The sequence below is a fragment of the Sphingobacterium gobiense genome, assembly GCF_002980575.1.
GTDB classification, from domain to species: Bacteria; Bacteroidota; Bacteroidia; order Sphingobacteriales; family Sphingobacteriaceae; genus Sphingobacterium; species Sphingobacterium gobiense.
Map to the genome: position 1 here is coordinate 2,061,743 of NZ_PVBS01000001.1, position 14,107 is coordinate 2,075,849.

The 14,107-nt window shown below is 40.9% G+C and carries 16 protein-coding genes and 1 rRNA gene; 9 read left to right on the forward strand and 8 right to left on the reverse strand.

Features of this window, described 5'->3' with window-relative positions:
• Positions 1-114: 114 nt before the first annotated feature.
• From C5749_RS09110 to C5749_RS09130, 5 genes are all read right to left on the reverse strand, one after another.
• Positions 115-1,266 (reverse strand): FecR family protein, encoded by a 1,152-nt coding sequence (locus C5749_RS09110; protein ID WP_181151322.1) that lies wholly within the window; start codon positions 1,264-1,266, stop codon positions 115-117.
• 136 nt (positions 1,267-1,402) lie between these two features.
• Positions 1,403-2,275: a cysteine synthase CysM gene (cysM, locus tag C5749_RS09115; protein ID WP_105725015.1), complete on the reverse strand. Its 873-nt coding sequence runs from the start codon at positions 2,273-2,275 to the stop codon at positions 1,403-1,405.
• Complete coding sequence (epsC, locus tag C5749_RS09120) at positions 2,275-3,084, reverse strand: serine O-acetyltransferase EpsC (RefSeq protein WP_105725017.1); 810 nt, start codon at positions 3,082-3,084, stop codon at positions 2,275-2,277. Before epsC ends, cysM begins: the two co-directional genes overlap by 1 nt.
• A gap of 63 nt (positions 3,085-3,147) precedes the next feature.
• Positions 3,148-3,531 (reverse strand): DUF3037 domain-containing protein, encoded by a 384-nt coding sequence (locus tag C5749_RS09125; RefSeq protein WP_105725019.1) that lies wholly within the window; start codon positions 3,529-3,531, stop codon positions 3,148-3,150.
• A complete protein-coding gene (locus C5749_RS09130; RefSeq protein ID WP_105725021.1) occupies positions 3,509-4,306 on the reverse strand; it encodes a HipA family kinase in 798 nt (265 codons plus the stop codon). Before C5749_RS09130 ends, C5749_RS09125 begins: the two co-directional genes overlap by 23 nt.
• A gap of 148 nt (positions 4,307-4,454) precedes the next feature.
• Between C5749_RS09130 and C5749_RS09135 the strand changes: the two genes are divergently transcribed.
• The 5 genes from C5749_RS09135 (at position 4,455) to C5749_RS09155 (ending at position 8,363) form a co-directional block, all read left to right on the forward strand.
• The gene (locus tag C5749_RS09135; protein ID WP_105725023.1) at positions 4,455-5,003 is read left to right on the forward strand and encodes a DUF1599 domain-containing protein; all 549 of its coding nucleotides are present in this window, start codon (positions 4,455-4,457) and stop codon (positions 5,001-5,003) included.
• Between the two features lie 4 nt (positions 5,004-5,007).
• A complete protein-coding gene (locus C5749_RS09140) occupies positions 5,008-6,207 on the forward strand; it encodes a BT_3928 family protein (protein WP_105725371.1) in 1,200 nt (399 codons plus the stop codon).
• On the forward strand, positions 6,207-6,728 hold the full coding sequence (locus tag C5749_RS09145) for a shikimate kinase (RefSeq protein WP_105725025.1): 522 nt from the start codon (positions 6,207-6,209) through the stop codon (positions 6,726-6,728). The genes C5749_RS09140 and C5749_RS09145 overlap by 1 nt, the downstream gene beginning before the upstream one ends.
• Complete coding sequence (locus C5749_RS09150; protein WP_105725027.1) at positions 6,712-7,659, forward strand: glycerophosphodiester phosphodiesterase family protein; 948 nt, start codon at positions 6,712-6,714, stop codon at positions 7,657-7,659. Before C5749_RS09145 ends, C5749_RS09150 begins: the two co-directional genes overlap by 17 nt.
• A gap of 125 nt (positions 7,660-7,784) precedes the next feature.
• Positions 7,785-8,363 carry a porin family protein gene (locus C5749_RS09155; RefSeq protein ID WP_105725029.1) on the forward strand — a complete coding sequence of 193 codons (579 nt, stop codon included), beginning with the start codon at positions 7,785-7,787 and terminating at the stop codon, positions 8,361-8,363.
• Between the two features lie 74 nt (positions 8,364-8,437).
• On the opposite strand, the gene scpC is transcribed toward C5749_RS09155, so the two are convergent.
• The gene (gene scpC / locus C5749_RS09160) at positions 8,438-9,928 is read right to left on the reverse strand and encodes a succinyl-CoA:acetate CoA-transferase ScpC (protein WP_105725031.1); all 1,491 of its coding nucleotides are present in this window, start codon (positions 9,926-9,928) and stop codon (positions 8,438-8,440) included.
• 118 nt (positions 9,929-10,046) lie between these two features.
• On the opposite strand from scpC, the gene C5749_RS09165 reads away from it, so the two are divergent.
• Both C5749_RS09165 and C5749_RS09170 read left to right on the forward strand, forming a co-directional pair.
• Positions 10,047-10,862 (forward strand): helix-turn-helix transcriptional regulator, encoded by an 816-nt coding sequence (locus C5749_RS09165; RefSeq protein WP_105725032.1) that lies wholly within the window; start codon positions 10,047-10,049, stop codon positions 10,860-10,862.
• Positions 10,863-10,878: 16 nt separating this feature from the next.
• Positions 10,879-11,736, forward strand: a complete 858-nt coding sequence (locus C5749_RS09170; RefSeq protein WP_105725034.1) for a 3-keto-alpha-glucoside-1,2-lyase-like domain-containing protein — start codon at positions 10,879-10,881, stop codon at positions 11,734-11,736.
• Positions 11,737-11,818: 82 nt separating this feature from the next.
• Here C5749_RS09170 and rpsT read toward each other — a convergent pair whose 3' ends face one another.
• A complete protein-coding gene (rpsT, locus tag C5749_RS09175) occupies positions 11,819-12,073 on the reverse strand; it encodes a 30S ribosomal protein S20 (RefSeq protein WP_105718454.1) in 255 nt (84 codons plus the stop codon).
• 137 nt (positions 12,074-12,210) lie between these two features.
• Between rpsT and C5749_RS09180 the strand changes: the two genes are divergently transcribed.
• Both C5749_RS09180 and sucD read left to right on the forward strand, forming a co-directional pair.
• On the forward strand, positions 12,211-12,744 hold the full coding sequence (locus C5749_RS09180; RefSeq protein ID WP_105725036.1) for an RNA methyltransferase: 534 nt from the start codon (positions 12,211-12,213) through the stop codon (positions 12,742-12,744).
• Positions 12,745-12,853: 109 nt separating this feature from the next.
• A complete protein-coding gene (gene sucD, locus C5749_RS09185) occupies positions 12,854-13,726 on the forward strand; it encodes a succinate--CoA ligase subunit alpha (protein WP_105718501.1) in 873 nt (290 codons plus the stop codon).
• 294 nt (positions 13,727-14,020) lie between these two features.
• Here the strand turns inward: sucD and rrf are convergent.
• A 5S ribosomal RNA gene (gene rrf, locus C5749_RS09190) occupies positions 14,021-14,107 on the reverse strand; the annotation flags it as partial.

Consider the following 14,107-nt stretch of genomic DNA (forward strand, 5'->3'; position numbering starts at 1 on the left):
AATAATTACGATAGACCGCTAAAACAATGGCGGGCAGTGTTGGCGCACTGTCCGTTTTTTAGGACCTACTCTTCTATTGGCATTTGTGCTAATTCATCATGACTTTTGTGCTAGTTAGTTAAAAATTGTTAGTTTATTCTTTTCTCCCAAACGTTCTAATCTAAATTTGATTCCACTACTTTCGATAATTCTGAGCACCTCTTTTAGACTTTTACCTCGGCTGATACTGGCATATAGATAGGTGTGCTTCACGGTCTGATCAATCTGAAAATCAAAATCATACCAACGGCTCAGTATTTTCAGTGCTTCGCGTAACTCTAACTCTTCAAACATAAACCGGTTATCCTTCCATGCTATATATGAGCTGACATCCACCTTTTTCTTACTTAACGCCCGTCCATCGTTAAGCCCTTGTTCGCCCGGCATTAGTGGGAGGACGTTACCAGCTGCGCGCAACAACACCGCCCCTTTTACTAGGGTAGTACGGGTATCTCCTTCCTCATCAGCATAAGCCTTGATATTAAATTGGGTACCGAGTACTTCAATTTCTTGTTGTGCCGTTTTGACCAAAAAAGGGATTCTGTGACCTTGTGTAGTAAAGGGTTTTACTTCAAAATAGGCTTCTCCCTCCAACTCTACCATTCTTAATCCACCCGTAAAGTGTGAAGGATAGGTTAGCTTTGTCTCCGCATTTAGCCATACTTTAGTACCATCGGCCAAGGTAATCTGATACTGTCCCCCTCTAGGCGTTTGTATGGTGGAATATACGACCTCCTCATCACTAAGTCGTATTATGGATGTGCCGTCCTCGTAAGTCAGCTCCTCACCCAAAACTACTCCGTCCTGGTCGTCGCTCAATTCGATGAAGCTGCCATCCGAAAGGGTTATCAACGCTTTGTTCGTTCCCGGAGCTAGATCATGTATTTCAACATAGTGCTCTGTCAATACATGACTACGATAATATATAAAAATGAACGTCAATATCGTTAATAGCACCGCAACATAAGGTAGAAGTTTGCGGAAAATGGACATGCGGTATATTTGGCTGTTCTTACTGTCGGCATATATCTTATACAGCGTTTTGGATTTCAGTCGTTCATCCCATACACCGTTTCGTTCTCCATTTCTAAGTGCTAACCAATCCCGGATATCTTCTAAGACGATCTCTTCGTCTTCTGCTCTTTTTAACAATTCTGCATGCAATGGACTTTCCGTTACCCATTTTTCCAGAAAAAGCAGTTCCTGATCACTGATCGTGCCAGCCATCTTTTTCCTTATCAAAATTATAACGTCAGAAATGTCGTCCATCTTTTATATTCCCTTGGTAAGAGTATATACAAACGACTTGGAAAAACCTTAGTAAAAAAATGAAATATTTTTTGAAAAAATTTTTGGAGAGAGATTATCCAAATAAATCTGAGCTTAAATAACGATCCCCTCGGTCACATGCAATGAAGACAATAATACCTTCATCGATTTCGCTAGCAACTTTTAAAGCTGCGTGAAATGCCCCACCTGTACTCATTCCCACAAAAACTCCTTCTTTTCTTGCCAATTCTCGGGTGCGCTGGACGGCGTCCTGTTCAGCTATATCAATTACCCGATCTACCCGCGAAGCATCAAAAATCTTTGGAAGATAGGCTTCGGGCCACCGACGAATCCCGGGTATAGAAGATTTTTCCGTCGGCTGGCAACCAACAATCTGGATAGCTGGATTCTTATCTTTTAAGAACATCGAACATCCCATAATCGTACCGGTTGTTCCCATAGCACTTACAAAATGTGTAATCTTTCCTTCTGTATCACGCCAAATTTCTGGTCCCGTGGTCTTGATATGAGCTTTATAATTATCGGGGTTTGCAAACTGATTTAAAATAAAATATTCACCAGAAGCTGCTTTTTCCTCGGCATAATCACGACAGGTTTCCATATTATCCAATAGCGTTACCTTCGCACCGTACGCTTCCATCGTTAATGTTCGTTCGCGCGTAGATGTAGCGGGCATAACCAATTCCAGTTCTAGGTCATAAAGGCCTGCAATCATTGCCAAGGCAATACCTGTATTACCCGAGGTAGCCTCAATCAATCTCGATTCTTTTGTAATCGCACCTCTTTCTAGCGCCGAGCGGATCATATTCAATGCCGCTCTATCCTTCACCGAGCCAGCTGGATTATTTCCTTCCATTTTAGCAAAAATCTTGACGTTGGAATTGTCATGGAAGGAGGTAATTTCCACAAGAGGAGTGTTGCCAATGGCCTCTATCAAATTTCCCATTATGCGATAGGTTTTGAGTCAATAAATTTAGAATTAGGTTGATGGTACACGGTGGTATAAGGATCTACACTAGAAGTCAACCATACATTTCCGCCGATGACGGAGTGATGACCAATCACCGTTTGTCCTCCTAAAATCGTAGCTCCTGCATAGATAATGACATGGTCTTCGATCATAGGATGGCGTTGGGTGTCTACCATATTTTTCTCCACGCTTAATGCACCCAGTGTTACGCCTTGATATAGCTTGACATGATCTCCGATGATACAAGTTTCCCCTATCACCAGACCAGTTCCGTGATCAATATATAAATACCGGCCTATTCGGGCTCCCGGATGGATGTCGATTCCTGTTTTGGAGTGTGCATGTTCGGTTAATATACGTGGGATAAGCGGCACGTTTGATTTCCACAGTTGATGTGCCAGGCGATAAACACATATCGCTGTAAAACCGGGATATGTACGTATAACCTCCCGTAAACTGCGTGCAGCGGGGTCGCCATCCATAATCGCTTGCGCATCCGTGAGCATCACATCATAAATAGCCGGGAGCTCTTTCAAAAAACGGCGGGCAATCAGTTTGTTGTCACAATGCGAACATGCTTTTGTTTTCATCAACAATTCCAACAATTCTTCTTCGGCTTCTTCAAAAGCTTTACGGACGTCACCCGCATCCTGAAAATGAGACGATTGTCTTTCTGGAAATAGCAAATGGAGCACATGCATAGCCCAATCTGCGATACGGGCGTTGCTCGGCATGTCTTGGACTTCCATTTGCTTTTGATATATATGTTGATAAAATTCTTCCATTTTTTATCTGTGAGGTTTAGTGTTTTTTCAAATTTAAGATTCCTTTTAAAAAAATAGCGCCTTCTAAAGCACTAATTTTTCAAATAGTTCTTGATGGGTCTTCTCCGCCGAAACACATAGACCAGGATGTACAACTGAACATTGTATAATGGTACTTCGTTTTGCTGTTAGCCAACGGAAGCGTTCTGCTTGTTCTAAAGTGGCCAGTTTTCCGCCTCTTTTATCTCCAGTGCAAATACGTTGAAAAGAATCCAGATGCTTCATGATCAATTCTAAATCAATATCCGGATCAAGCGATCTACATTTAGCTTCGTTTATGTAAACCTTGACTTGTGCATATCGATGTTTTCGACAATAGAGTGCTACGCCAACGTTAATAAACTCATCACGTTCCACGCGAGGGACTACGCGTACGATAGCATACTCATACAGTGTTCTCTCGCTCATGTTGTATCTGTTTTATAAAGTTTGCCGAATGGGCCAATCTTCCCAACAAAAAAGATATATATACTCTGCGGGCATCGTCTGCACTCAATTCCCGATGCTCGTCTACCAACCATTCATCAGGCACAACCTGCAATATATTCCACAAATTTTCTTGTGTAAAAAGAGACCGGTACCGCGCATCGACTTCTTCTACCTTTGACGCAAACTTAAGCAGTACATGATCCTTTATTTGTATAAACGGCTTTTCCAACTGCTCTTCCCAATTATCCCATGCGTGATGAAAATAAAGTGACGCGCCGTGGTCTATCAACCAAAGCTCTTGATGCCATATCAACATATTGGTATTTCGTACGGTACGGTCTACGTTCATAAGCAGTGCATCTAACCAGACAATTTTGGAAGCTTCTTCTTCGCTTATTTCGTCGACATTCGGATCAAACGTAATCGCGCCGTTCAAAAAATGCATCCCTAAATTTTTTCCAATCGAGAAACGTAATAAGTCCTGTATTTCCTCATCCGGTTCCATACGTGCGAAGGATTCGTCGAGGTCTGCAAAGACCAATTCGGGCATACGAAGCCCCAAGAAACGACAAAGCTCACCTCCTATCAGCTCCGCTACCAGTGCCTTTTTCCCTTGCCCTGCACCGCGAAACTTAATGACATAGCTAAATCCATCGTCCGCATCCACCAAAGCAGGCAACGATCCGCCTTCTCGAAAAGGTTGGATGTAACGGATAATACGCACTTCACGTATCTCTGGTTTAAATATTTTCATCGGCCTGTCCTTATATCTAATTTTTCATACCTCAAAGAACGGAATTTTTTCGTTTATAGCAAATTGTACCTTTTTTTGACCTAACCCTTAAACATATTCTAATTATATTTGTAGTTCGTACAATGATCAAAAGAAAAGATAAGCAACGATGACGGACACGACTACCGAGTATAATAACGTTATAAAACATTGTAAGGATTTATTCCTAAAGAAAACAAAAGATTACGGTACTGCTTGGCGGATTATGCGTCCACCGTCTATAACGGATCAGATTTATATCAAAGCACAACGCATACGGACACTGGAGGTTAAAAAAGTTTCCAAAGTCGGGGAAGACATTTTAGGGGAATACATCGGTATCGTCAATTATTGTGTGATTGCGATGATGCAGTTGGAGTTAGCTGACGATGCAGATGAAAACCTGGCGTATGATGTTGTAGACAGACAGTATACCAACAAGGTAGATGAGACACGTGACTTAATGTTTGCCAAAAATCATGACTATGGCGAGGCATGGCGAGAAATGCGCATCTCTTCTTTAACAGACCTTATTCTGATGAAAATTCATCGGGTCAAACAAATTGAAGATAATGATGGACAAACCCTTGTATCGGAGGGGCTGAAAGCAAATTATCAAGACATGCTTAACTATGCTGTTTTTGCACTTATAAAACTAGGACTTGCCGAACAAAAATAGACTCATGGAAACGAACTTTACACCTACGCGAAAAAAAAATACGAGCACCGTTGATATTGCATTGGGATTTAGCCGGATATTTGTTGGTATACTTTTCCTTTTTTCGGGTTTTATCAAGGCCAATGACCCTACAGGTTTCGGTTATAAACTGGAAGAATACTTTCTTGTCTTCCAGTTGGATTTCCTCAACGATTATAGTGTCTGGATTGCTGTCCTTATTTGCGGTTTAGAAATCGTTCTCGGAGCCTTCTTGTTATTGGGATTTTACAGAAATAAAGTAGCATGGGGTATATTACTGTTGACGGTATTCTTTCTCTTCCTTACATTCTATTCCGCTTTTTTTGAGGTTGTAAGTTCCTGCGGCTGTTTTGGTGATGCCATCCCGCTGACACCTTGGCAATCGTTTATCAAAGATGTTATTCTATTGGTATTCGTACTTGTCATCTTCAAGTATAGGGCTCGCATACAGCCTATTCTTTCTAACCAGACTACGAGAAGTCTCGTCAGTACGTTGGTAATACTTTTATCTTTTGGAATAGGTGTCTATACCATTTACTTTCTTCCTTTTATAGACTTCCTTCCTTATAAAGAGGGAAATAATATACCAGAATTAATGGTACTTCCTGACGGAGAAGAAGGGGACATATATGAGCACCTCTACGAAATCAAACATCAACAAACCGGAGAGGTGAAAAAAGTGACCGATAAAGAATATATGGATGGCATCTGGGAAGATGACAACTGGGAAGTTGTTGGCGAGCCCACATCAAAGCTTGTCAAAAAAGGTTACCAAATCCCCATCCCGGATTTGTTAATATCAGATTCAGAAGGAAATGATGTAACGCAAGAAATCATAACGAACCCTTATTACAACTTTGTGGTGGTATGCACTTATGTAGACAAACTATCTTTAGCAGACATTATCGCGTTGGATCGTATTAATACCACGATTCGCGATTTAGCGACAGATTACAACCTCCGCGCACTATTATTAACCACCAGTTCGCCCGAAGTAGCAAGAGGTCTTCAGGATGAAATGGATCTCGTACTGGAAACGTTCTACGCCGATGCCATCCCTCTTAAAAGTATGGTTCGCTCTAATCCTGGTGTATTGTTATTGCAAAACGGAACGGTAATTAAAAAATGGTCAAAGATCACGTTCCCTTCAAAAAGAGAATTGGAAGAAGATTATTTAGCAAAATAATGGATAAACCCATTTTTATAATTGGCTTTATGGGTAGTGGGAAGACTACCTTAGGCAAGAAGCTGGCCGGCCATCTAAACTTAAAGTTTATTGATTTAGATCATTTGATTGTAGAGCGTGTCGGCATGTCGATACCCGAATACTTTACACACCACGGCGAACTGAAATTTCGCGAATTAGAAAGTCAGTTGCTCAAAGAGCAACAGGGAGAACGGGCGGTTATTTCAACAGGGGGTGGTAGTCCTTGTTTTTTTGATAACATGCAGTGGATTCTGGAAAACGGGATATCGATTTACCTATATCTCACACCCAAAGCGTTGTATAGTAGGTTGCAACAATCAAATATCGCTTCCCGTCCCGCTCTACATGGGTTGCGCGATGAGGCTCTTCTACAATTTATTGAAGAAAAATTGTCTGAAAGAGAGTCATTCTACAAACAGGCACATATCCATATTGATCAATTGAATACTTCTTTAGATACGATACGCCAATTCATTGAAACCTATGCAAAAAATAAATAACCACTATTTGCTTCTTGTGTTTTTGTTGTTTTTCTGTAGTTGTTTCAGAAGCAATACTGCAACAGATACTCTTGGAACCGGCAACATACAGCAGGTATTTAATTTTAAAGGAAAAGAAGATTTGTATCGTTTTCTCACCTATTCGGAAAACAGGATTCCTTTAGTTAGTGCACACCGGGGCGGACCGGATATCGACTATCCCGAGAATGCTATCGAGACCTTCCAACGGGTGGCCTCGAAAATGCCTGCCATTATCGAGTGCGACATAGCGCTCACAAAAGATTCTGTTCTGGTTTTAATGCACGATGAGACATTAGACCGCACCACTACGGGAAAGGGAAAGGTAAATCGACACTCCTTCGCAGATCTGCAAAATCTACGTCTAAAAGATCCGACCGGAACGGTGACCAACTACGGCATCCCAACTTTAGAAGAAACGTTACAATGGGGGTTAGGTAAGGTTATTTTCACATTAGATGTAAAAAAGAACGTGCCTTATCAGCTCGTCGTCGATGCCATTAGAAAAACGAAATCCGAAGCGTATTGCGTTATTATCACCTACAGTGCCAAACAAGCGGCCGTAGTACATAATCTAGCGCCGGATTTAATGATTTCAGCTTCCATAAAAAGTGTCGAAGACCTGATACGTTTAAATGACTTCGACATTCCGGATACCCGACTTGTTGCTTTTATAGGTACGTCGCAAGTAGATAAAAAACTTACCGATCTATTGCATCAGCACGGTATCCTCTGCATTTTGGGAACCATGGGAAACCTGGATCGCCAAGCGCAGCAAAGGGGGGAACAGGTTTACGCGGAATATATTGAAAACGGAGCCGACATATTGAGTACAGACAGGCCATTTCAAGCGGCGAAAACATTGGACTATTATAGTAAACAACGCGATCTGTCTTCTCCATTTATCAATTAGCGTTTTCATAGAAGACGTCGCTACTTCGCTACATTATTGTATGTTTATTAAATTACTTCAAACAATTATCATCATAGAACGTTATTAAATCAGATTAGAATAATTTTAACGTAATAGATCATAATATGAAGAAGTTTACATTTCTATGCCTCTTACTAGGAGGTTTCGCAATTAGCGCACAAGCACAACGTGTAGAGACCACACCGCAGACATCAGCCAACGTGGGTCTAGAGCCTATTAGACAAGGTAATTGGATGGTCGGTGGATCTATAGGAAATATCGGTTACAGCTTTGAAGGCGACGCATTCAATATCAACCTAAATCCACGTGCAGGTTATTTTGTAACAGACGGTCTGGCGATCGGTGCTCAAGCTAGCTTAGGATTAACCGCCGTAAAGGATGAAGACAATGTCTATAACTATGGGATTTCTCCTTTTGTACGCTATTACTTCCCGGGAGGGGCTAGCGCAAGCGGCCGCTTCTTTGGACAAGGTGACATCGGTATCGCCGGAAGTAAGCCGGGAAGTGATGTTTCCTTGGCATTAGGATTAAATGCAGGCTACGCACACTTTATTACACAAACAGTGGCATTGGAGGTGATGGCAGGCTATAACTACAGTAAAGCCAATATCAACGCTGGTGGTGGACAAAGCGGACTTGGTGTCAGTGTTGGTTTCCAGATCTATCTGCCAGGACAAAGATAAAAGCAATATATGTTGTAGTAGAAAAAGCACATCCTTAAACGGGGATGTGCTTTTTGTTTTAACACGTTAACAACCTATTTCTTCATCGTACCGGTTTCCAGTAGCCGTAAGTGCCAGCTGAAGGCCTCTTCCAGTAAATGAGGCGTATGCCCCCCTCTTTCACACGCCCTATCAAAATAGGATTGAAGCTCTTCTCTAAAATCCGGATGAACACAATTATCGATAATTTTTTGGGCGCGTTCCCTCGGAGCAAGTCCGCGCAAATCCGCTAGACCAATATCAGTAACCAAAATATCAACGTCATGTTCTGTATGATCCACATGCGACACCATAGGTAGCACATGCGAAATCGTATTATTTTTGGAAGCTGCTTGCGTCACAAAAATACTGAGGTACGCGTTTCGCGCAAAATCACCCGAGCCACCAATACCATTCATAATTTTTGAACCAGCGATATGCGTAGAGTTGACGTTTCCGTAAATATCAAATTCAATTGCCGTATTGATGGCAATAACGCCCAGGCGACGGATGAGACCGGGTGTATTGGAAATATTTTGGGGACGAAGTACGATTTTATCCCGATATCGTTGCAAATTACCGAATATCCGCTCGTAACAGGCTTCAGACACCGTAATAGACGACGCCGACGCAAATGACAATTTCCCACTATCAATTAAGTCGAATGTGCTATCTTGCAATACTTCAGAAAACATCGTTAAATCATAAAAATTACTATTTTTAAACCCCATCAATACAGCATTAGCAACTTTTCCAATACCTGCTTGCAAAGGCAGAAGCCGATCGCTAAGATGCCCTAGCTGGACTTCATTCTCAAAAAAATTTAAGATATGGGCGGCTATGGCTGTAGTTTTCGCATCCGGCTCAGCGATTTCTGCCGGACTGTCTTTTTTTTCTGTAAAAACGATTCCAACAATCTTATCCGGATTAAGAGCGATGGTCTTGCGCCCAATCTTATTCCAAGGAGCAACAATAGGTATTACATTGCGATGTGGATAGTTCTCCGGTTTATATATATCATGGAGACCATAAATTTCCATTGGAATAGCAGTGTTGATCTCAATAATGACTTTTTCTGCAAGTTCAGCAAATGTGGCTGAATTTCCGACAGAGGTGGTGGGCACAAGTCCACCATCTCGATCGATATAAGCTACTTCAATAATTGCGACATCAACAGACGGAAGATTCTTATTATGTAGCAATTCTGCACTCTCACTAAGGTGCTGATCGATAAACAATACTTCACCTGCATTAATTTTATTTCGCAGCGTACGGTCTACCTGAAACGGCATTCGCTTTTTTAAAGCTCCTGCTGCTGCAAGCTTTCCATCTGTATCATGACCTAACGATGCACCGGTCATTAGTGTAATTTTTATATTTTCCGTTTTCGCGCGTTCTGCCAAGGCCTCCAAGACAACTTTACTGTCTCCTGCTTTCGTAAAGCCACTGGCACCAATCACCATATCATTCTCAAAAAAACCGACAGCTTCTTGTACGGTCATTACTTTTTCTTTTAACCTTTCGAATTTTATTCTTTCCTCTTTCATACTAAGTTATTGTTATTCGTCAACAAGATGTAAGATAAGCAAATTTGCGTATGTCTTCTACTTTTTTGGTTATATCATTAAAAAACGAGAAATTTATGCCTCCTACTTAAAAAGAATAATGGACAGAACGCTTTACGTAGACAAATATTATATGACGGAAGTCGATACTTTCGAAAATAGTATTTATTGCCACCATGCACTTATGGGAGAAAGCTTCATTTCGGAACACAGCCATATAAAAGGGCAGTTTCTTTATACCGAAGGAGGAATTGTTTTTTTAAGAACTGAAGAGAAATCTTACTTTCTACCCGCACGTCACTACATATGGATTCCCGGCGGAATAAGACACAGCATTTATCCTAGTAGTCCAGAGGTCGTAATGCGAAATTTATATTTTCCCAAATTTGATACCGACACTGATTTTTATGACAACGTAAACATTTACCCTGTCAATGATTTTTTGATCGAGTTTATTATGTTTACCAATCGCTGGACAGGCAACATATTTCCTGACGAAGACGCTAAATTTTCTATTGCGAAAGCTTTCAAGTTAATCCTTCCGGAAATATCGCAAACCGAATTACCTTTAGCACTTCCCTATCCGAAGCATGAAAAACTAAAAGCGATTGTCAATTATTTGGAACAACGGATAGAAGAGAATATCAGCTTTAAAAACCTAGCGAACGAATTTGAGATTAGCGAGCGAACTTTAGCCCGTCTTTTTCAGCGAGAATTAAATATGAGCTTTATCCAATATTACACCATCCTTCGCATGCTGACTGCACTAAAACTGCTTTTGGACGAAAAAGCGAGCGTGAATGAGGTAGCCATGCGAGTTGGTTATAGCAGCTTACCAACTTTCAGTAATACGTTTAACAAAGTTATTGGGGTAAGACCCAGTGAATATGTCAAAAATAAAAATTTATTATTATAATCCTTAAACCAAACGCATGAACATCAAACTCAACCTTCTATCGGTATTAGCAACAGGAACCATTTTAGTCGCCTGTTCTTCGGCAGGAAGTAAAACGGCATCATCGGACGATGAAACGCCTCAACCAATTCAACTCTTCAATGGTAGCGACATTAACGATTGGACACCGAAAATCAGATTACATGAAGTAGGCGAGAACTATGCTAACACATTTCGTGTAGAAGACGGTTTGTTGAAAGTACGTTATGATAACTACGAGGAATTCAACAAACAATATGGCCACTTAGCGTATAATACACCCTATAGTTATTATTTGCTTCGGATTGAATACCGTTTCGTTGATGAACAGATTAAAGGAGGTGAGGGCTGGGCTTTTCGCAACAGCGGAGCCATGCTTCATGGGCAGGATCCAAACACGATGTTAAAAGATCAAGATTTTCCGATATCCATCGAAGGACAACTTCTCGGTGGAAACGGCAGCGATAAGCGCACAACATCAAACCTCTGCACCCCCGGAACGAATGTAATGATTCTCGATTCACTTTACACACCACACTGTCTCAGTTCAACCTCAAAAACTTATCATGGAGATGAATGGGTAACAGCTGATTTCTTGGTATTAGGCGACTCGCTTATCCAGCACATATTAGAAGGAGAAGTAGTACTGGAATACAATAAGCCACAAATCGGAGGAGGAAACGTAGAAAATTATGATGCGGCCCAAAAAACAGACGGTAAACTTTTAGATCAAGGATTTATTTATCTCCAAAGCGAGAGTCACCCAATCGATTTCCGAAAAGTAGAACTATACGATTTATCTTCTTATAAGGATAACGAGGCTAAGCTGAACGAGATTGTTCAAAAGCTCCTATAGCAGCGTTCTATTGCTAAAGCCAACAAGAAAAGGGATGTATTAATTTACATCCCTTTTTTATTCTTAACGAATAACTTTCAAATTAACCTAATTTGTTAACTAACTTAGTTAGCTTGGATTTGTTATTAGAAGCCTTATTCTTATGGATAACGTTTTTCTTAGCCAAACGGTCAAGCATAGAAACAACTCTCGGTAACAACGTTTTAGCTTCTTCAGCATCTGTTGTATTACGTAATTTTTTTATTGCGTTACGAGTAGTTTTTGCTTGGTAACGGTTTCTTAAGCGTTTTGCCGCGTTTGCTCTAATTCTTTTAAGCGCTGATTTATGATTTGCCATTTCTCTTAGCTAATTTTATTTTCTTTCTTATACCAATTTCGGAATGCAAAAATAACATATCGTTTCCAATATTCAAAATGTATTCGAAAATATTATGCTATTGTTCTTTTTTTAATCTTTCCTTTTTAATTTCGCTCATGCGAAAACTATCAATGGAAGAGCTGAATCGGGATGACATCGATTCTTTCAAAAATAAAGAAAAAATTCCGATCGTCGTCGTATTGGACAATGTACGCAGCATGCATAATGTCGGATCAACCTTCCGCACTGCGGATGGATTTGCGGTTGAGCGCATTATTTTATCTGGTATCACGGGTATGCCTCCACACCGAGAAATAGAAAAAACAGCGTTAGGTGCAACGCAGTCCGTTGATTGGGAATATTATCCAGACACGACAACTGCTATTAGACAATTGAAAAAAGAAGGTTATACGCTCCTTGCAGTAGAACAAGCTTCTGGAAGCATTGCATTGCAAAGCTTTGAAACAAATCCACAAACAAAATATGCCTTGATATTCGGCAATGAGGTACACGGCGTCTCTGACGAGGTCATGCCAGCCATAGACGGATGTATTGAAATCCCTCAATTTGGCACTAAACACTCTCTAAACGTATCGGTTACTATCGGAATTGTGCTATGGCAATTTGTCCAAAAATTCAAATTTTTGTAACCCTAGAAGGTACTGGGAAAATGAAGAAAAAAAAAGACGAATAGCATAAGCTTTAATTTTTAGAAGTCATTGCAAAATGGTAGATTTGCTTTGCAAAAAAACAGAAAAAATGAGTGTATTAGTAAATAAAGATTCAAAGGTAATTGTACAAGGTTTTACCGGAAATGAAGGTACTTATCACGCATCTCAAATGATTGAGTACGGGACAAACGTAGTTGGGGGCGTTACTCCCGGCAAAGGAGGGCAATCTCATTTGGATCGTCCGGTGTTCAATACGGTACAAGATGCGGTAGAAACAACGGGTGCTAACGTTTCCATCATTTTTGTTCCCCCTGCATTTGCCGCTGACGCGATTATGGAAGCAGCTCAAGCAGGTATTGAAGTTATTGTTTGTATCACAGAGGGTATCCCTACGAAAGATATGATTCAAGTAAAATCATATTTAAGCGATAAAAAATCCAGATTGATCGGACCAAATTGTCCGGGTATCATCACTGCGGAAGAAGCTAAAATTGGCATCATGCCTGGTTTTATCTTCAAGAAAGGAAAAGTTGGAGTAGTTTCCAAATCGGGAACATTGACGTACGAAGCGGTGGACCAAACGGTAAAAGCAGGTTTAGGTATCACAACAGCAATTGGTATCGGTGGAGACCCAATCATCGGCACAACAACAAAAGAAGCTGTAGAATTGCTAATGAACGACCCTGAAACAGAGGGTATCATCATGATCGGAGAAATTGGCGGCGGCATGGAAGCAGAAGCAGCACGTTGGATTAAAGAACATGGTACCAAGCCAGTTGTCGGTTTTATTGCGGGACAAACAGCGCCTCCGGGACGCCGCATGGGACACGCTGGTGCAATTGTAGGTGGAGCAGATGATACTGCTGCCGCGAAGATGAAAATTATGCGTGAATGTGGCATACGTGTTGTAGAATCTCCCGCAGAAATCGGTGTAGCTATCGCAGAAGAACTCACAAAATAACGTTAAAATTTTTTTATCCAAATAATAAAAAGGCTTGCGTTTATACACGCAAGCCTTTTTATTTTATCACATTTCCTATACGTTTCATAGCGAAGGTCTCCACATTCTTGATAAGCCAATTCGTCTTTCTTGTGTCATAACTCTAACATCACCTCTTGCTCCAAAGCAAAAGCCTCATCATCATCCAACCAATTATACTTAGCAGACAGTACATTTGGTTGCCGGCAGTTAGGGTATTAAAAGAATAATAAACAAAAAAAGCCCCTTCAGAAATCTGAAGGGGCTCCGTATAAAAACCGGCACCGACCTACTCTCCCACCTTTTACGGCAGTACCATCGGCTCTGGCGGGCTTGACTGCTCTGTTCGGAATGGGAAGAGGT